This window comes from Desulfacinum infernum DSM 9756 (assembly GCF_900129305.1).
Taxonomy (GTDB): Bacteria; Desulfobacterota; Syntrophobacteria; order Syntrophobacterales; family DSM-9756; genus Desulfacinum; species Desulfacinum infernum.
In genome coordinates this window covers 187,987-204,067 of record NZ_FQVB01000005.1, presented here as the reverse complement: position 1 = coordinate 204,067, position 16,081 = coordinate 187,987, and the positions used below count along the sequence as shown (strand labels likewise).

Here is a 16,081-nt window from a genome sequence, read left to right as displayed (position 1 = left end):
GGTGAGGATCTCTTCAATGCGATTTGCTAATCCTTTTAATTGTTTGGGCTCGAGGTCCAGCTTTCCCAAATTGAGAAGAGTCCTCTGCCTAGGCCCCTTGGGAGTCCTGTAGGACTCAACCAACTGGTGGTAGAAGTAGGTGGTTCCCGTTTGGTGATCTTTTTTTCTGACTCGTCGAATGAACATAGTAGCAGGACATTAGCATGAGGAGGGAAGGCGAGTCAATTCTGGCCCCTTATTTTCTACCACTACACCCAATTTTCGAGGCCCCTTCAACGGCCTTTCAGATAGTTAGATGAGCAAAATCGGCACACTGTCGCACTATGCAGCATATAGATGACAAACTTGGGTTAGAGGTACCTGGTCAGACTGAGGCCCTGGACGGCGGCGGTGGACTGGAGGGCCGCCTCGAGGGCAATCTGGTTCTGCTTCAGTGACGTGATGGCTTCCACCAGGTCCGTGTCCCGGATCTCCGACAGGCGGTCCTGTCCGTGCACCTGGAAGATCTCCAATGCGTCGAGCCGCCGCTCATAGCCCGCCAAGCGGGCCCCGGTTTTACTGGACAAAGCCTGGGTCTCCGCCATGGCGGTGTCCAGGTTTGCCAGCTGATTTGCGATTTGGGTGGAATCGCCGGCGTCTATGGCGGTCTTGAGGTCTTCGAAAGTTTGTACAAGCCCTTGAAAAACGGATCTTGCGTCCACGCTCACCTCGGTGTCCGTCGCCCTGTCGTCCAGATCCAAGGAGAGGACCCGCGCATCGCCGGGAGGTGTAGCGTCCCTTGCCGAAACCCAGTCGGGCGGGGAGGCGGTATCGTCAAAATAGCCTTCGAAGACATACTGGCCGTTGTACTTCGTTTCCGCCGTAGACATGATCTCTTCGATGACTTGGTCCAGTTCTTCCAGGTAGGCCTGCTTTTCTTCGGTCGAGTTGGGAGTATTGGCGGCCGTACCGATTTCCTTGGCACGAATCAGCAGATCGTGAATGTGATCAAGGGCGCTGTCCGCCACACTGTTCATGCCGCTGGCGAATTCCAGATTGGACTTGTAGCGCTCCAGTTTCTCGAGGCCGTCGGTGAGGTTCCGTGACTGAGCCCAGGCATTGGGATCGTCGTGCGAGGTTTTCAGCTTCCTGCCGCTGGAGATCTGAGTGGTCAGGTTGCTGATCTTCTCGTTTCGGTTCAGGATGTTCTCCCGGGTGGCTGCGTAGAGCTGCGGCAAGGTGACACGCATGGATCGTCCCCTGTTTTAGACCATGTCGATGGCCGTCTGGATCATGTCGGATGTGTACTGGACCACCTTGGCGGCCGCCTGGTAGAGCTGTTGCTGCTTCAACAGTTCCACCATCTCTTCGTCGATGGAGACCCCCGAGACGGATTGCCTTTTGGCTTCGAGCTCCGTCACCAGGCTCTCACGGAAACTTTGCTGTGATTGGGCCGATTGGACCGCCAGCCCCACATCTTGAGTCAACCTGTTGAGGTAGGTCCCCAGGGACACGGACTCGCCGTCCCATGTGAGCGCGTCGTCCGACTGCCAGTCCAGGACATCCTGGGCGTCCGGCGGGTAGTCCCAAGGGTAGCTTGTCAGCGAGATGGTGGAGGCCGTCGTCCCCGAAGGGTCGAAGAAGAGATAGTCGTTGGGGTCAGCGGGGGGGGGTGGGGAGGAGCTGTATTCCCCGTTAACGGTTGAAACCAGAGCCGCTGCAAAGTCGTCGAGTCTGTCCTGCCACTGGTCCACTTGGGCTGCCGAGGCCAGCAGCCCGCCCAGGGAGCCGCCCAGTCGGTCCAGATTGTTGGTGGAATCGGCCGTGTCCAGTCGGCCCACTGCCGTTCCCGTGTCCTTGATCGTGACGGCATAGCCGTCGGCTTCGTCCTGGAGGGTCAGCTGAGCCGCGTACTGAGTACCGATGACCAGGGCCGTTCGGTCGGCAAGGAAGACATTGACGGCCCCGCCGGAAATTTCTTCCGTCTCGAACTGGACGTACTCGGCCAGTTCCTTCAACGCTTCATAGCGCTGATCCCTGAGATCGTTGGCCGTCTGTCCTGATCCTTCGGCGCGGGCGATCTGGTCATTGAGTTCCCGGATTCGTTCCAACAGGGTGTTCACCGGCTCCAGGGAATCTTCCAGCTCCTTTTGCAAGTCGCCCTGGAGGGCGTCCAGGTCGCTGGCGGTCTCATTGAGAAGCCCTGCCAGGTTCCCGCCCGCTTCGATCACGGTCGCCTTTTCCGCGCTGCCGTCCGGGTTTTGCGCCAGGGCGTTCCAGGCGTCCCAAAAGTCGTTGAGGGCTCCGGAGATGCCGGTCTCTCCGTCATCGTAGAGGTAGGTTTCCGCCGTCCCCAGAATGCGTTCCATGGCTCCGTAGTAGGAGCTGGAGGACAAGGTTCCCAGGAGGCTGGCTTCCAGGAAGGCGTCGCGCTGCTGAACGATGCGGTCCAGACGGGCGCCCGTACCAACCCATCCGGCCCGTTCCCGGATCGCTCCCTGGGTGACGGTGGAAGCCTTCTGGCGCGTGTAGTTGGGGTTTTCCGCGTTGGCGATGTTGTGGGACGTGGTCTGTATCTGAACCTGGGTGTTCAAAAGCGCATTCTTGGCGATCTCCAACGATGCGTTCAACCCTGCCATGTCAGGCCTCCCTGTGAATGGAGCTTCCTCGAATCGCCGGGAAAGCTCGGACCTGGGGCGACGGTGCGTAGAGCTCGTTCTCAAAGAGCCCCAGGATCCCCTGGTAGATAGCGAGGGATTCCTGGATGAACCGGCGGTTCCTCTCGTTTCGGGCTTCGATCCGCCGAAGGATCTCTTTAAGTTCCTGCAAACTCGCGCGGTCGAAGCCCCTCCCGTCCGATGGCCGGCCGGAGAGCGTTCGGAGCCTGGCAGCGAGCGAGCGTGCCAGGCTCTCTTTCGTTGGGACCAGATGCAGAAGTCCGTCATGGTCCCTTTCTTTGAGACACCGCTCTTCTTCTTCCAGCGCATCCAGGAGAGACCGGGCTGTGTCCAAGAGGTCGTCCGGGAGGAAATCCCCCTTCGCGTTCGCGCCGTTTAGCCCGAGCGGGTCGCCCGTTCCGGTCCCATTCGTCCCGTGTTGATTCATGACCGTCTCCTCAATCAAATAATCGGCACAAAGCGCGGAATGCTGAAATCACTTGTTTCAAGCCCTCTTCGCTTTCCGCGGGGAACCGGGCTCGTGGATCAAGGGCTCCAGTTGGCGGTAGAGAAGCTCCCCCAGGCCCAAAGATCCCTGTTCCGCGCACTCCTGGGCCAGTGCCTCGTCGAAAAGGGATTCGTAGATGGTTCGAGCGTGTTCCGGGTCTTCGGCCCTCGGCACCGCGCTCCTCATGGATTTGAAAAGATAGGCGCTGAGCAGGCTCTCAAAATCGCGGCAAGCCTTCCTCAGCTCCTCTTTTTGCCGGCGCACGGGATCCCCGGAGCTTTCCGTGTCGGATCCCAAGGGGGGAATCTGGAGGGCGTTCACGTTCATTTTCTAGCTCACCTTTTCGAAGATCAATTCGACGCGCCTGTTCATCCGGAGGCCTTCGGGCGTGGTGTTGGGCACGAGGGGCTGGGAATCCCCGTAAGCCCCCACGGCCACCTTGTCTCCAGGCACACGCGCCTTATCCACTAAGTAGCGCGCCACGGCCATGGCGCGGGCCAGGGACAGGTCATCATTGGAGGCGAAATCCCGCCCGCTCACAGGGCGGCTGTCGGTGTGACCGTCCACGTAGACTTGGTACGGGGCCTCCTTGAGAAAGGCCGCAAACTTTTCCAGGACCGGATAGGCGCTGGGTTTCAGTTGGGCGGAACCGCTTTCGAAAAGAAGCTGGCTTCCGAAGATGAACGAAAAACTTCCGGGGGCCCACCGCTTCTTGACAAAAAGAGCATTTCCTGAGGAGACGACCAGCTTCAGGTCCTTTTTCAGGGGGACCTTGGTGATCTCATCCAGGTCGCGCACGTCCACCACGTAGATGCTCTTGAGGCTCTTGACGATCTCCTTGATGGCCATGTCCGCGTTCAGGCGGACCTGTTCCCGATTCTTGAAGAAAAGGATGCCGCTGGTCTTGTCAAAATTCTGAAAGGTGCTGCGGATGGCCTTGTCGTTGAGCGAAGACATGCTGAGCAGGAGAACGAAGAAGGTCAAGAGCAGGGTGGAAAGGTCCGAAAAGGTGACCATCCACGACGCGCTTCCGCCCGCTTCCTGTTCTCCTTTGCCTTTCTTTTTTTTAGCCATGATGCTTCATCCCGGGTGAACGCGGAACGGATGAGCGGTTCACGGCTCCCTCCGGGGAGCCCGGGTTGCCGTCCATGGGAAAGAGCCGGAAAAAGAAGTTCTTGTAGTTGAAATAGGGCGCCGGTTTCGGATCCGCCCGAAGCAGGGTGGCCGGCAAAGAGCGGCTGTAGGTCATGACGATCTCCACCCTCTGGTTCCTGTAGCGCAGATGGGGAAACTTGACGCCGTCAACCAGCGGCCGATGGAAGCTGAAGCCGTGCACGCTCATTTTTTCCACCGGCACACCCAAGCTCTGAAGCTTTCTGTAGACAGCCAAGGCCCTCTTGGCGGAAATCTCGTAGGATCGGTCGACCCAGCGGGGATCGCCCACCTCTTCATAGCGGTCGGTATGCCCCCGAATCTCTATTTCCCGTTTCTGCCGGCGCAAGTAGGGGGAAAGCTGCGCCAGATAATTGGAGGCGGACCCCGTCAACGTGAAGGAACCGGGCTCGAAGAGCAGGCTCTGGTTGAGGACGATGGTCACCGCGTCGTCCTTCCTTATGATTTCCACCTCCGGCTCCAGCTGGTTTTTCATGGTGACTTCCCGAAGCAGATCGAAGTTGAACTCCTCGTCTTTCTGCATGGGAGAAGAAAACTCGCTGATGTCCATGCCCTTGGGCGCTCCGATGGCCGTACGCCCCCCCGGCAGAAATCCGAACGCTCCCACCAGGGAATTCAGGACTTCCTTCTTGCGCACTTCGTCCAGCACCGACATGCTGAGCAACAAAACGAAGAAGGTCAGCAGCAGGGTACACAGGTCACAGTAGGTGGTGAGCCAGCCGTCCGCAGCCGGTCCTTCCTCGCCGCCGCTTCCCTTCTTCTTTCTAGATGAGTTCGAGTTCGGCATGGAGCGCTCCGGCCGCCTTGATCGTCTGCAAAATGGTGATGATGTCCCTGGGGGTGGCCCCGATGGCATTGAGCCCGTTGATGACCTCGCCGATGGTGGCTCCTCCCCTCAGAAGGTTCATGCTGCCCTTGCCCTCCTGGACCTGGATTGCCGATTGGGGGGTCACCACCGTCTCGCCTTGACTCAGGGGCAGGGGCTGGGAGACCGCGGGTTGCTCCGTAATCTGGACCGTCAGGTTTCCGTGGGCCACCGCCACGGGGGAGATCCGAACGTTTTCCCCCATGACGATGGTTCCCGTGCGTTCGTTGATCACGACTTTGGCCGCCACGTCGGGCGTCACATTCACGGTTTCCACCCTGGAGATGAATCCCACGATGTCCGTGCCAAGCGAGGGCGGCACCTTTACCCGAATGGTGGAGGCGCTGACGGCTCGGGCGAAGGGACCGCCCAGGGTCAGGTTGATCTGTTGGGCGGCCCGGCTGGCCGTGGAGAAGTCGGGCTGTTCCAGGATGAGGTCCAGCCCCTCCTGTTGGTCGAGGGCAAGGGGAAGCTCCCGCTCCACCACGGCCCCGCCGGACACGTAGCCCACGGTGGGATGGTTCTTCTGGACGGAACTTCCGCTGGCTCCTTCGGCGGAGAAACCTCCCGTGGAGATGGGGCCTTGGGCCACCGCGTAGACCTGGCCGTCGGGGCCCTGAAGGGGCGTCAGAAGCAGCGTACCTCCCTCCAGGCTCTTGGCGTCGCCGATGGACGAAACCTGGATGTCGATACGATTGCCGATGCGGGCAAATGGGGGCAGCTGGGCTGTGACCATCACGGCCGCCACGTTCTTGACCTTCAGGGCGTCGGGGTCCACATGGATGCCGAGGCGGTCCAGCATGTTGGCAAGCGTATTGGTGGTGAATTCCGTCTTGCTGTTGTCCCCCGTTCCGTTGAGTCCCACCACCAGGCCGTAGCCGAACAGGGGGTTGCTTCGAACGCCCATGAAACGGGCGATATCCTTGATGCGTACGGCTCCGGCGCCCGGGCAGATCCAAAGGCTGATGGCCGCAACAAGAACCACGGCCCACGCTATGCGTCTCATGGCGGAAACGCCTCCTGCTAGAACGGGAGCAGCACGTCCAACAATTGGCCGAGCAACCCCGGTTTCTGATGGTTGGTCACGGGTCCCTTGCCCACGAAGAAGATCTTCGCTTCCGCGATGTTTTGCGACAAGATGGTGTTGTCCCGGCTGATGTCCATGGGCCGTATGACGCCTTCCAGGATGATCTGCTGCATCTCGTCGTTGACCCGAGTCCAGCGGGAACCCCGGATCACCAGGTTGCCGTTGGGCAGAATGTCCGTCACCGTGGCGGTCATGTAGGCCGTCATGGAGTCGGCCTTCTTGGTGCTGCCCTTGCCGGTGAAGGTGTTGTCGAAGGTGAAACCGTACCCCGTGTCGTTGAGGGGGCGAAGGATGGTTTTGGTGGTGGTGCCCAGGCCCACAAAATTGCCCGAGCCGCTCAATTCCTTGGCCCGACTCGTGCTCGTGGTGGCCTCCTTGCTTGCCTCCGACTCCTCGCTCACCATGATGGTGACGATGTCTCCGATGCGATGGGCCTTGATGTCCCGGAAAAGCGAATCGTTTTTAGCCGTCCACAGGGATCCCGTGAGCGACGACCTGGCAGGGGATGGTTGGACGGCTTCCACGGCCGCGGCGGGCGGGACGGAGGCCGCGGCGGTGGCTCCGGGCGGCGGCTCTCCTCGTGTGGCGCAGCCCGCCAGGGTCAATGCCAGCAGGGCGCCCAACGTCCAGGTGAGGGTTCCTCTTGTGTCCATCGTGTGATCCATTCCCTTCGGGATTTCCTGCACTCCGGTTCCTCGATGATCAGCGGACCACCAGGACGGTCTGCCCATCCAGTACCTGGCCCTTCACCACCTTGTCCGAATCCAGGTTCACGATCCGTATCCAGTCTCCGTAGCCCCCTTCTTCCTTGGCCTTTCCCTTGGCGGTCAACTTGATCCCGGGCATTCGGTAGACGATGGTGACGGTCTTTCCGCGTCGCACCAGGAGGGGCTTGTCCAGGCACGATTGATCCAAGGGCTCGCCCATGGACAAGTGGGTGACCAGCCTCTTGCCCACGGCCTGGGAGGCTTCAAAGACATAGGTCCGCGATGGGTCGGTGATTTCGATCTCCCGCGCTTCGATGTCGTCGGGACGGATGATTTCACCCCGTTTCAACGGACGCGCGGCGTGGAAGACCTGTTTCCTGAGAGCCACCCTTGCCGCCGCCTTCAGGGTGCGGACCTTCTTGCCTTCCAGATAGAAATGAATGGACAGGTTCACATGGCCCAGGAAACTTTCCCCCGGCTGGGCCTGCACCTGGTGCGTCAGAGTGCCGGCGGGGAGCATGGGCAGACCGGAAAAGGTGATGTCCCGGATCTCCATCTCGCCCCGGTCCCAGGGAGCGTGTTCCAGAATGTAAGAGGTGACGATGTCCTCGATCTGTCGGGCCTCCACAAGGGTAGCGGCTCTTTTGATGGTCAGCCGGTCAGGCATGACGAGAAGCGTGGACTCCGGATCCACTCCTTGGGAGCGCAGGAGGCTGACCATGTAAGCACGCAGGTTCTCTGAACGGATGAAGCGTTCCGTTCCCAACGGGGGGGTGGGGCCCAGTTCGATGGAACGGAAATAGGCCAGCCAGGAAGAAGGCAGGGTGTCCGCTCCGGCCACCAAGTCGGCCAGGGTGATGGTCTCGTCCGTGACCTCCACGACTTCACGGAAGTGAATCTCCGTGGGGCACCGGCCCGGGACGACTCCCGACGCTGAGCCGCAAAGCCCCCATGCCCAAATCAGAATGCCCAGGACCGCGACGGCCCTGCCGCATCCCATTCCTATGATTCTCAACGGCTTCATGACCCGGCACCCATCATCAGCTGGCCACGTTGTTGGCGATTCGAAGCATCTCATCCGCCGTGCGGATCACCTTGGAATTGGCTTCGTAGGCCCTCTGGCCGGCGATCATATTGACCATCTCCTCCACCACGTTGATGTTGGCGCTTTCCAGGAACCCCTGAAGCAGGGTTCCGAATCCTTCCGTTCCCGGTTGTCCTTCCACTGCGTCCCCGGACGCCTCGGTGGGGGCGAAGTAGTTCTTGCCGAGGCTCAGCAGACCGGCTGGATTGGGGAAGTCATAGATCGTGATGGTGCCGGACGCCAGAAGGGTGCCGCTTGCGTCCAGAGCGTTCAGCGTACCTTGGGAGTCGATGTTGACGGTCACGGCGTCCCGGGGAATGCTGATCTCCGGCTGAAGCCTGTTGCCTTCCGTGTCCACGATGTAGCCTTCGCTGTCCAGCTTGAAGGCTCCCGCCCGGGTGTAGACCTCCTCGGTGCCGCGTACGACCCGGAAAAATCCCTTTCCTTCGATGGCCAGGTCCAGCTCGTTACCGGTCTCGGTAAAATTGCCCTGTGTGAAAATCTTCTGGACCGACGCCGTCTTGACCCCCATCCCGATCTGGATGCCGGTGGGAATCTGCGCGTTGGTTCCCGTCTCCGCACCCGGGGGAATGATGTTCTGGTACATGAGGTCCTCGAAGTTGGCCCGGCTGCGCTTGAAGGCGGTGGTATTGGCGTTCGCCAGGTTGTGTGCCACGACGTCCATGTTCATTTGCTGCGCTTCCATTCCGGTGGCGGCTGTCCAAAGGCTTCGCATCATGGCGGCTGTCTCCTCGTCTAGGCCTTGCCCAACTGAGTGATGATCTGCTTGTCTTCTTCGTAGCTTGTCTTGATGATTTTCTGGCAGGTTTCAAAGGTCCGCATAGTTTCAATAAGAGAGGTCATCTCCTCCACCACGGAGAAGTTGGCGCCCTCCAGGGCGCCCTGCTCGATTTCGTAGTTGGCCGCCGGCACGGGGACGGCGCCGGGCGTGGCCGGGCTCAGCAGGTTGGCTCGGTCCTGCTGCAGTTGTGTGCCTTCCGGAAAGACCACCACGTCCAGCACATCCACCACTTCGGCACCGTCATATACTTGACCGGTCGGATCCACCCGGAAATCCGTTCCCGTCAGCTCGATCACTCCCCCTTGTCCCAGCACCGGCCATCCGTCCTGGGTCACCAGCTGCCCCTGGTCGTTGACCGTCAAATTTCCGGCACGCGTGTAGCGTTCCCCTTGGTCGGTCCGGACCCGCAGGTAGCCTTCGCCCCGGATGGCGATATCCCAGGGATTGTCGGTTCGTCGCACGGGCCCCGGGTCGGTTTTCACATGGGTTTCCATCTCCATGAATTGGCTGAAGCGCGGTGCCACCTTCCGATAGCCGGGGCTGGCGGCGTTGGCTAGGTTGTTGGCCACCACGTCCATCTTCTTCCCTTCCTGAATGGCCCCCAGAACGGCGGTGTACGGACTCAGTCGCATGGCAGACTCCTTTCGCAGGTATGCATAGCAATGGGGATGCCAGGATGCGGCGGGCGGGCAGGCAAGCAAAGGGCGGGGTTCGGGCGGATGGGCGGCGCCTTGAGCTTGCACGGGGCAGCCGATTCTGCCCTGCAGGGGGCACATTTTTCCTTCCGGGCCGGCCACGTCTTTTGGATGGTCGGAGATGGAAATTAGGGCGACCCTCCGGCGGTGTGTGAAGGATTGGCTGCGGCGGAGTGCCTCAAGGGCTACGATGAGAAGGCTTCGAGCGGCGGACAGGACGGTTTCTTATTCCCATATCCTATGGCCAGAGGGATCGGGTATTCTCGGAGGCGAGACCCCACGGCTGGGAACGGACGCAGATCCATGGCCTGAAGACGGGAAGGCTGTATTCGGACCAAAGCCCGCTGCCCGCCCCGGAGCACCTACCGCTTCGGCCGGGCGAGCTTGTCCAGGCTGAGGACCAGCTCCACTTCGCCGACGGGCCTTTGGGTGGCTTGAGCAATCTCTTGAACCGAGAGTCCCGACCGGGCCAACTGAAGGATGGATGCCGTGTCCTTGCGCTCTCGTGGGGGCGCGGTCGGGGGGGGAGCGCCGGCGGATCGCGCCTCGAGCCGGGCGAGGGTGTCTCGGGCCTGTTCGAGCTTTTCATCCAGAAGGCCGAGGATCCTCTGAATGAGTCGGGCCCGCTCCTGGATGTTGGTCTCGAACTCGTCCGCCAGGGATTTGGTTTCGGAAACGATGCCCTCGAAGGTTCCGATGAGAGCCCGGAGTTCCGCCTCCGATCTGTTTCGTCGCCGGGAGAGGAACAGGCCCGCCAACAGGGCGAGCAGCCCCAGGTCGACGAGGAGCTGAAGTCCGGTGTTCCAATCCATCTGCACGAAAAGCGATTCCACCTGGATAGACCTTTCCAGCCGGTGCTCTAGATTCTCTGGAGATCCACCAGCGCCAGGGAAGCAATGCCCATCTTGGGGAAGCGATCCTTGAGATAAGCCAGCAAAGGTCCTTCCACGATCCGACCCCAGTCACGGTATGCGTTCTTGTTCGGGGTCTGCCTCATGAGGTAATCGTAAATTTCCTGTCGCAGCGCCACGGAAAGATCCTTCGACGCCTCCGCTGTCCCAGGGCCCACGAGGCGGATCGTGAGGGTCATGGTCAGCAGGTCCGTCCTCTCCACGGAGTGTGCGGGAAAGAGGAAGGTGACGTCTTCTTGGTGCTCGGGCAAGGAGACGGGGTGGACGACCCGCGGCGGGGGGGGGGCCGTGCCTGTCTTAGCGGCGTTTTCGGCAGATGGACGCAGGGACACTCCTAGTGCGACCGCCCCAAGGCCGATCACCACGGCCGCTGACACCAGGAGCCGGGCGGAAAGAATTCTCGGGAGCCGCATGGACCGGGCGTTCCCGGGGGCTGCGGAGGTCTTCCGATCGGAGGGGCTCCCGTGTTCATCCCCGGAAGGATCCCGCCGGGACTTCTCTTCCGGAGAAGAGAACATGGCGGCCAGGTCCTCCGAGGCCGCCTGGTCCACCACAAAGATCTTCTCCTCCTCCAGTGGCGCTCTCGTGCCTTGGCTTGGGGATGGTGTTCTTGGCGATTGCAGTTCCACTCTTCCTCCCTGTGACGGATGAGAGGTCTCTTGCCGAAGCTAGCCGGATCGGCTCGGCGAGATCTCACGGGTTTCGTCTGATGGAGAGTTCTCTCGGCAGATCATCTTCCGTCAGTTTTCGGGCCAAACGGGTCCTGAGCTTCAGAATGGCCTTGGTGTGGATCTGGGATATGCGGGATTCCGTGTACCCCATCACGGCGCCCACTTCTTTCATGGTGAGTTCTTCAAAGTAGTAGAGGGAGAGAACGATCTTTTCCTTGTCTGTCAGTCCTTCGATGCATTCGGCCAGAATCTTCTGCAGCTCCGCCTTGTGGATCTGCTTGAACACTTCGTCCGGAGCCGTCGCCAGGTGGCCGGGTTCCCGGTTTTCGGTGATGTACTCGTTGAGGTCCTCGGGCAGGAAGGAGATGCCCTTCAGGCTGTCCAGGAGCTGATGATACTCGTCCAGGTCCAGGCGCATCTCCCGAGCGATCTCCTCGTCTTCAGGAAACCGTCCCAGTCTCTGCTCCAAATTGGCGCATGTCTTTTCCAGTTCCGCTCCCTTTTGCCGCAAGGAACGTGGCACCCAGTCCAGGGATCGAATCTCGTCGAGCATCGCCCCCCGGATTCGAATCTTTGCATAGTTTTCGAAAGAGACCGACTGGGCGGGATCGTACTTGTCGAGCGCATCCATCAGGCCGATGACCCCGGCGTTGAGCAGGTCGTCGACGCACACATTGTCGGGCAGGCGGGCCGCCAGGCGGTAGGCCGTATATTTGACCAGGTCATAGTACTTCAGGATCGCCTCGTCCCGTGTGGCGCATCCCAGGTGGGAGAGGGTATGGTTCAGGTCGTGTCCGCAGGTGGCGGTGGCTGTCTTGACGCTCATTGGGGTCTCCGCCGGATTAGACATTGAGCAGACGTCTCCAAAAGAACTGAATGTTGCCCCTCAGCCCCGTGGGCGGCTCGCGCGTGATCCGCTTGGCGATGTCCATGAAGGCCTTGGCCGCCGGGGCACCCGGAAAGGCGGCGAGAAGGGCTTGCTGGCGTCTGACCGATTCCGGGATGCTGGGGTCGCGGGGGATCCAACCGAGAAAGTCCAGGGAGAGGCCGTCCAGAAAATGGTCGGCCACCCGGCTGATCTTGCCGAAGACCATGCGCCCCTCCCTTTCGTCCGCCACGTTGTTTGTTACGATCTTGAAGGAGCGTTCCCCGTGTTTGGTGTACATGACCTTGATGAAGGCGTAGGCGTCGGTCAGGGAGGTGGGTTCCGGGGTCACCACTACGACCTTTTCCTGGGCGGCCAGGTTGAAATAGAGAACGGTGTCGGAGATGCCGGCCCCCGTGTCGATCAAAAGCACATCCACGTCCGATTCCAGCTCGTCCAGCAGATCCACCAGCAGGAGCTTCTGGTCGTCGGAAAGCCGGGTCAGTTCCTGAACGCCGGAGCTTGCCGGCATGACCCGGACGGATCCGGGGCCCGGAACCAGTACCTCCTCGAAACGCTTGGATCCGTCCAGCACATGGCTGATGTTGAACGACGGGGCGAGCCCCAACAGGACGTCCACGTTGGCAAGCCCCAAGTCCGCATCCAGAATGAGCACCCGTTGGCCCAATCGATCCAGAGCGAGCGCCAAGTTCACGACCACATTGCTCTTGCCCACGCCCCCCTTGCCGCTGCTCACGGCGATGGTGCGAATCGACTTGTCTCCAAAAGGGGCGTTCAAGGGGCGGTTGTCGTCCCATAGGTCCCGCCCCTTCATTTTTCCCTTCAGCCCAAGTGCCTGGTCCATACCGTTCCCTTCCATTCCAGCTACGGACAACGGGGAAAGAAAAAGCTCATGATACGCTGCGGTGTGGCTCTGACCAGATCCTCCGGCACCCGCTGGCCGATGCCCAGGAAAGACAGGGGGTAGGGGTACCGGAGCAGGGGATTCGCGATGGAGCCCGGTGTCAGTGTTTCGTCGACCTTCGTAAAGATCAGGCTTTCCACCGATAGCGACCGAAACCTACGAATCACGTTCTTGATGTCTTCGTCCTTGGATGTGGCGCTGAGAACCAAAAGGTGATGCACGCCGGAGTCGTCCTGGAAGACGGCCTTGAGGTCATCCACATATCGGGCGTCCAGATAGTTTCTCCCGATGGTGTCCACGAGGATGGCCCCGCAGCCGGCCAGTCTTTCCATGGCCCGGGCCAGGGACTCCCGGCACTGGGCCACGTGAAGGGGCACCTCCAGGATGTCGGCGTACGTGCGGAGTTGCTCCAGGGCGCCTATGCGGTAGGTGTCCAGTGAGATCAGGCCCACCTTCCGCGCTCGCTTGTACTTCAGGTAGGCCGCCAGTTTGGCCAGCGTCGTCGTCTTTCCCACCCCCGTGGGCCCCACAAACGTGTAGATTTGCGGCTTCCCCCCGGCCGCGACCGGCCCGTCGAAGGGATCATGAAACCGGATCTTGTCAGAAATATGACTTCGGAAGGCGTCGAAAAGTTGGCGTTTCGAGGGGGACCGGCCGTTGGCTCCCTTGACCAGGGCGCGGAAGATCTCGAAGGCATTCTTTTCGTCCAACCCGCGCAGCAGCATCTGCTGGACGAGCTCCAGCGCCGGAGGTTTCAGCTGCCATTGGGCGAAGACATCCTTGGAGGAGAGCAGCAGGGAGAGCATCCCCCGGATGTCCTCCAGCTGATCCTGAACCACGGGCAGGGAGGAGGCGTCTGCAGGCGGGGGCGGTGGATTTCCGGCCGGTTCTCGCGGGCGGTCCAAGGCCGCCGAGATTTCGATCCAGGGGGCTCCATCCGGGCCGGGCACCTTGCGGTTGCCCAGCAGGATGGCGTCCGGGCCAAGGTCGCGCCGCACCTGGTCCAAAACCTCTTGCATGCTGGGAGCCTGAAAGGTCTTAACGTGCATGGGAAACCTTTATGAGTCCGATGGACTGGATCTCGGTCAAATTGGCCAACTCGCTGTGACTGATCACCACTACGTCTGGCAAGAATCGTTCCAAAAGCTTTTTGAGATGCCGCCGCACCACCGGAGAAGTGAGGACGACCGGGTGATGTCCCGCATTGGCCGCCCGTTGAACCTCCACACTGGTGGACTGGACGAGCTGGTGCATGAAATCCGGATCCACGGACAGGAACGCCCCGTGGTCGGTGCGCTGGATGCTTTGGGCCAATCTTTCTTCTGTTGCGGGATGGAGGGTGATGACATGCAGGCGGCCGTCGTCCGTTTCGTAGGGGCGGGTGATGGTTCTCGCCAGGGCCTGGCGCACGTATTCGGTGAGGATGTCGGGGTCCTTGGTGATGGTGCCTTGATCCGCCAAAGTTTCGCAGATGGTTTGCAGGTCCCTGATGGACACGCGCTCTCTGACCAGGTTTTGGAGGACCTTTTGGATGGTGCCCAAGGGAACCGGATTGGGCGTCAGTTCCTCAATGAGTTTCGGCTGCGATTCCGCCAGCATGTCGAGAAGTTGCTGCACGGTCTGACGGGTGAGGAACTCGTCCGCGTGCCGCTTGAACAATTCGGTCAGATGGGTGGCCACCACCGTGGGGAGATCAATGAGCGTGAATCCGGCACGCGCGGCTTCCGCTCTTTTCTTGTCCGGCACCCACAGGGCAGGCAGGCCGAAGGCGGGATCCTTGGTGGGGATCCCGTCTATCTTGGCGGCTTCGTGCTCCGAAGGCGTCAGTGCCAGATGGTGCCCCAGCATGAGTTCCGCGCGCGCCACGGGATTTCCTTTGAGAAGCAGCCTGTATTCAGAGGGTTTCAGTTGCAGGTTGTCCCGGACGTGCAGGGAGGGGACCACGATGCCGTATTCCAGTGCCAACTGCTGGCGGATGGATCGGATGCGGCCCAGGAGATCCGATTGTCGGTCTCCGTCCACCAGGGGAATGAGCCCGTAGCCCACTTCCAGTTCCAGAAGATCCAAAAGGGGCGGCAGGGCGGTGGAGGTCTTTTCTTCTTTGCTTTCCTGGGGCGCCTCCGCCTCCTTCTCCTGGGCCGCCAAGGTGGCGGTCCGGTGTCTTCGGTAGGCGAGAGCAAGAAGGCCTCCGCCCACCAGAACCAGGGGCACGAACGGGAAGCCGGGGACGATGCCCAGGCACGCCAACATGGAGCCGGCGATGGCCAGGGGCTTCGGGTTGAGAGCCAGTTGCCGGCCGAAGGCCTTGCCCATCCCCATGTCCATTTCGGCGCGGCTCACCAGGATGCCGGCCGCCGTGGAGATGATGAGCGCCGGCACCTGGGAGACCAGACCGTCGCCCACCGTAAGCAGGGTGTAATTTTTGAGCGCTTCCACGACTTCCATGTCCCTTTGCAGGACGCCGATGGCGAGCCCGCCCAGGATGTTGATGAGCGTGATGAGGATGCCGGCGATGGCGTCTCCACGGACAAATTTGCTGGCACCGTCCATGGTTCCGTAAAAGTCCGCTTCCCGCATGATCTCCTCACGCCGGCTGCGGGCTTGCTGTTCGTCGATAAGGCCGGCGTTCAGGTCGGCATCGATGCTCATCTGCTTGCCGGGCATGGCGTCCAGCGTAAAGCGGGCGGCCACTTCCGATATGCGCTCGGTGCCTTTGGTGATGACCAAAAAGTTGACGATCACCAGGATCACGAAGATCACCAGGCCGATCACGTAGTTGCCTCCCACCACGAACTGCCCGAAGGCCTGGATCACGTGACCGGCCGCCTCCGTGCCCATGTCGCCGCGGAGAAGGATCAGCCGAGTGCTGGCCACGTTCAATGCCAGCCGGAAAAGGGTTGTGATGAGCAGGAGCGTCGGGAAAATGCCGAAGTCCAGAGGCTTTTGGGTGTAGATGGTGGTGAGAAGAATGAGAAGGCCGAAGGAGATGTTCATGGCGAGCAGAACGTCCATGAGGGGGCCGGGAATGGGCAGCAGCATGACCGAGAGAATGATGACCACACCGATGCCCATGAGTGCGTCCCCTTCCGAGAGGGCGCGAAGGCGGGCCAGCCAATTGCCGGTGGAGGCTTGGGAAGATTCTGCCATGATGG

General features: G+C 60.8%; 18 protein-coding genes. All 18 read right to left on the bottom strand.

Annotation, left to right across the window (positions count from 1 at the left end; genetic code table 11):
* The coding region (locus tag BUB04_RS20390; protein WP_492215216.1) for an IS1634 family transposase N-terminal domain-related protein at nucleotides 1–186 on the bottom strand (186 nt) is incomplete at its 3' end.
* 164 nt (nucleotides 187–350) lie between these two features.
* Nucleotides 351–1,229 (bottom strand): flagellin, encoded by an 879-nt coding sequence (locus tag BUB04_RS03030; RefSeq protein WP_073036787.1) that lies wholly within the window; start codon nucleotides 1,227–1,229, stop codon nucleotides 351–353.
* Nucleotides 1,230–1,244: 15 nt separating this feature from the next.
* A complete protein-coding gene (flgK, locus tag BUB04_RS03025; protein WP_073036785.1) occupies nucleotides 1,245–2,618 on the bottom strand; it encodes a flagellar hook-associated protein FlgK in 1,374 nt (457 codons plus the stop codon).
* A gap of 1 nt (nucleotide 2,619) precedes the next feature.
* Nucleotides 2,620–3,084 (bottom strand): flagellar protein FlgN, encoded by a 465-nt coding sequence (locus BUB04_RS03020; protein WP_073036783.1) that lies wholly within the window; start codon nucleotides 3,082–3,084, stop codon nucleotides 2,620–2,622.
* A 57-nt stretch (nucleotides 3,085–3,141) separates the two neighbouring features.
* Nucleotides 3,142–3,471, bottom strand: coding sequence for a rod-binding protein (locus tag BUB04_RS03015; protein ID WP_084076042.1), 330 nt, complete (start codon nucleotides 3,469–3,471; stop codon nucleotides 3,142–3,144).
* Between the two features lie 3 nt (nucleotides 3,472–3,474).
* On the bottom strand, nucleotides 3,475–4,218 hold the full coding sequence (locus tag BUB04_RS03010; protein ID WP_073036781.1) for an OmpA family protein: 744 nt from the start codon (nucleotides 4,216–4,218) through the stop codon (nucleotides 3,475–3,477).
* Nucleotides 4,211–5,104, bottom strand: a complete 894-nt coding sequence (locus BUB04_RS03005; protein WP_073036780.1) for an OmpA/MotB family protein — start codon at nucleotides 5,102–5,104, stop codon at nucleotides 4,211–4,213. The genes BUB04_RS03010 and BUB04_RS03005 overlap by 8 nt, the downstream gene beginning before the upstream one ends.
* Nucleotides 5,082–6,188 (bottom strand): flagellar basal body P-ring protein FlgI, encoded by a 1,107-nt coding sequence (locus BUB04_RS03000; protein ID WP_073036778.1) that lies wholly within the window; start codon nucleotides 6,186–6,188, stop codon nucleotides 5,082–5,084. The genes BUB04_RS03005 and BUB04_RS03000 overlap by 23 nt, the downstream gene beginning before the upstream one ends.
* Nucleotides 6,189–6,205: 17 nt before the next feature.
* Nucleotides 6,206–6,934, bottom strand: coding sequence for a flagellar basal body L-ring protein FlgH (locus tag BUB04_RS02995; protein ID WP_178371888.1), 729 nt, complete (start codon nucleotides 6,932–6,934; stop codon nucleotides 6,206–6,208).
* 37 nt (nucleotides 6,935–6,971) lie between these two features.
* Nucleotides 6,972–8,000, bottom strand: a complete 1,029-nt coding sequence (gene flgA, locus BUB04_RS02990; protein ID WP_178371887.1) for a flagellar basal body P-ring formation chaperone FlgA — start codon at nucleotides 7,998–8,000, stop codon at nucleotides 6,972–6,974.
* Nucleotides 8,001–8,016: 16 nt separating this feature from the next.
* Nucleotides 8,017–8,799, bottom strand: coding sequence for a flagellar basal-body rod protein FlgG (gene flgG, locus BUB04_RS02985; protein WP_073036774.1), 783 nt, complete (start codon nucleotides 8,797–8,799; stop codon nucleotides 8,017–8,019).
* A 17-nt stretch (nucleotides 8,800–8,816) separates the two neighbouring features.
* Nucleotides 8,817–9,494 (bottom strand): flagellar hook-basal body protein, encoded by a 678-nt coding sequence (locus tag BUB04_RS02980; RefSeq protein ID WP_073036772.1) that lies wholly within the window; start codon nucleotides 9,492–9,494, stop codon nucleotides 8,817–8,819.
* 425 nt (nucleotides 9,495–9,919) lie between these two features.
* Nucleotides 9,920–10,390 carry a DUF6115 domain-containing protein gene (locus tag BUB04_RS02975; RefSeq protein WP_073036770.1) on the bottom strand — a complete coding sequence of 157 codons (471 nt, stop codon included), beginning with the start codon at nucleotides 10,388–10,390 and terminating at the stop codon, nucleotides 9,920–9,922.
* A 26-nt stretch (nucleotides 10,391–10,416) separates the two neighbouring features.
* Nucleotides 10,417–11,022 carry a hypothetical protein gene (locus BUB04_RS02970; protein ID WP_073036769.1) on the bottom strand — a complete coding sequence of 202 codons (606 nt, stop codon included), beginning with the start codon at nucleotides 11,020–11,022 and terminating at the stop codon, nucleotides 10,417–10,419.
* Between the two features lie 139 nt (nucleotides 11,023–11,161).
* Nucleotides 11,162–11,965: a FliA/WhiG family RNA polymerase sigma factor gene (locus BUB04_RS02965; RefSeq protein ID WP_084076027.1), complete on the bottom strand. Its 804-nt coding sequence runs from the start codon at nucleotides 11,963–11,965 to the stop codon at nucleotides 11,162–11,164.
* A 16-nt stretch (nucleotides 11,966–11,981) separates the two neighbouring features.
* Entirely contained in the window at nucleotides 11,982–12,869 is an 888-nt protein-coding gene (locus BUB04_RS02960; RefSeq protein ID WP_073036767.1) for a MinD/ParA family protein, read from the bottom strand.
* Between the two features lie 20 nt (nucleotides 12,870–12,889).
* Complete coding sequence (locus tag BUB04_RS02955; RefSeq protein ID WP_073036765.1) at nucleotides 12,890–13,978, bottom strand: flagellar biosynthesis protein FlhF; 1,089 nt, start codon at nucleotides 13,976–13,978, stop codon at nucleotides 12,890–12,892.
* Nucleotides 13,968–16,076 (bottom strand): flagellar biosynthesis protein FlhA, encoded by a 2,109-nt coding sequence (flhA, locus tag BUB04_RS02950; RefSeq protein ID WP_073036763.1) that lies wholly within the window; start codon nucleotides 16,074–16,076, stop codon nucleotides 13,968–13,970. Before flhA ends, BUB04_RS02955 begins: the two co-directional genes overlap by 11 nt.
* Nucleotides 16,077–16,081: the final 5 nt, after the last annotated feature.

Coding starts and splice junctions, on each gene's coding strand:
- BUB04_RS03030 (WP_073036787.1), bottom strand. CDS start 1,229: ATGCGTGTCACCTTGCCGCAGCTCTACGCAGCCACCCGGGAGAACATC.
- flgK (WP_073036785.1), bottom strand. CDS start 2,618: ATGGCAGGGTTGAACGCATCGTTGGAGATCGCCAAGAATGCGCTTTTG.
- BUB04_RS03020 (WP_073036783.1), bottom strand. CDS start 3,084: ATGAATCAACACGGGACGAATGGGACCGGAACGGGCGACCCGCTCGGG.
- BUB04_RS03015 (WP_084076042.1), bottom strand. CDS start 3,471: ATGAACGTGAACGCCCTCCAGATTCCCCCCTTGGGATCCGACACGGAA.
- BUB04_RS03010 (WP_073036781.1), bottom strand. CDS start 4,218: ATGGCTAAAAAAAAGAAAGGCAAAGGAGAACAGGAAGCGGGCGGAAGC.
- BUB04_RS03005 (WP_073036780.1), bottom strand. CDS start 5,104: ATGCCGAACTCGAACTCATCTAGAAAGAAGAAGGGAAGCGGCGGCGAG.
- BUB04_RS03000 (WP_073036778.1), bottom strand. CDS start 6,188: ATGAGACGCATAGCGTGGGCCGTGGTTCTTGTTGCGGCCATCAGCCTT.
- BUB04_RS02995 (WP_178371888.1), bottom strand. CDS start 6,934: ATGGATCACACGATGGACACAAGAGGAACCCTCACCTGGACGTTGGGC.
- flgA (WP_178371887.1), bottom strand. CDS start 8,000: ATGAAGCCGTTGAGAATCATAGGAATGGGATGCGGCAGGGCCGTCGCG.
- flgG (WP_073036774.1), bottom strand. CDS start 8,799: ATGATGCGAAGCCTTTGGACAGCCGCCACCGGAATGGAAGCGCAGCAA.
- BUB04_RS02980 (WP_073036772.1), bottom strand. CDS start 9,494: ATGCGACTGAGTCCGTACACCGCCGTTCTGGGGGCCATTCAGGAAGGG.
- BUB04_RS02965 (WP_084076027.1), bottom strand. CDS start 11,965: ATGAGCGTCAAGACAGCCACCGCCACCTGCGGACACGACCTGAACCAT.
- BUB04_RS02960 (WP_073036767.1), bottom strand. CDS start 12,869: ATGGACCAGGCACTTGGGCTGAAGGGAAAAATGAAGGGGCGGGACCTA.
- BUB04_RS02955 (WP_073036765.1), bottom strand. CDS start 13,978: ATGCACGTTAAGACCTTTCAGGCTCCCAGCATGCAAGAGGTTTTGGAC.
- flhA (WP_073036763.1), bottom strand. CDS start 16,076: ATGGCAGAATCTTCCCAAGCCTCCACCGGCAATTGGCTGGCCCGCCTT.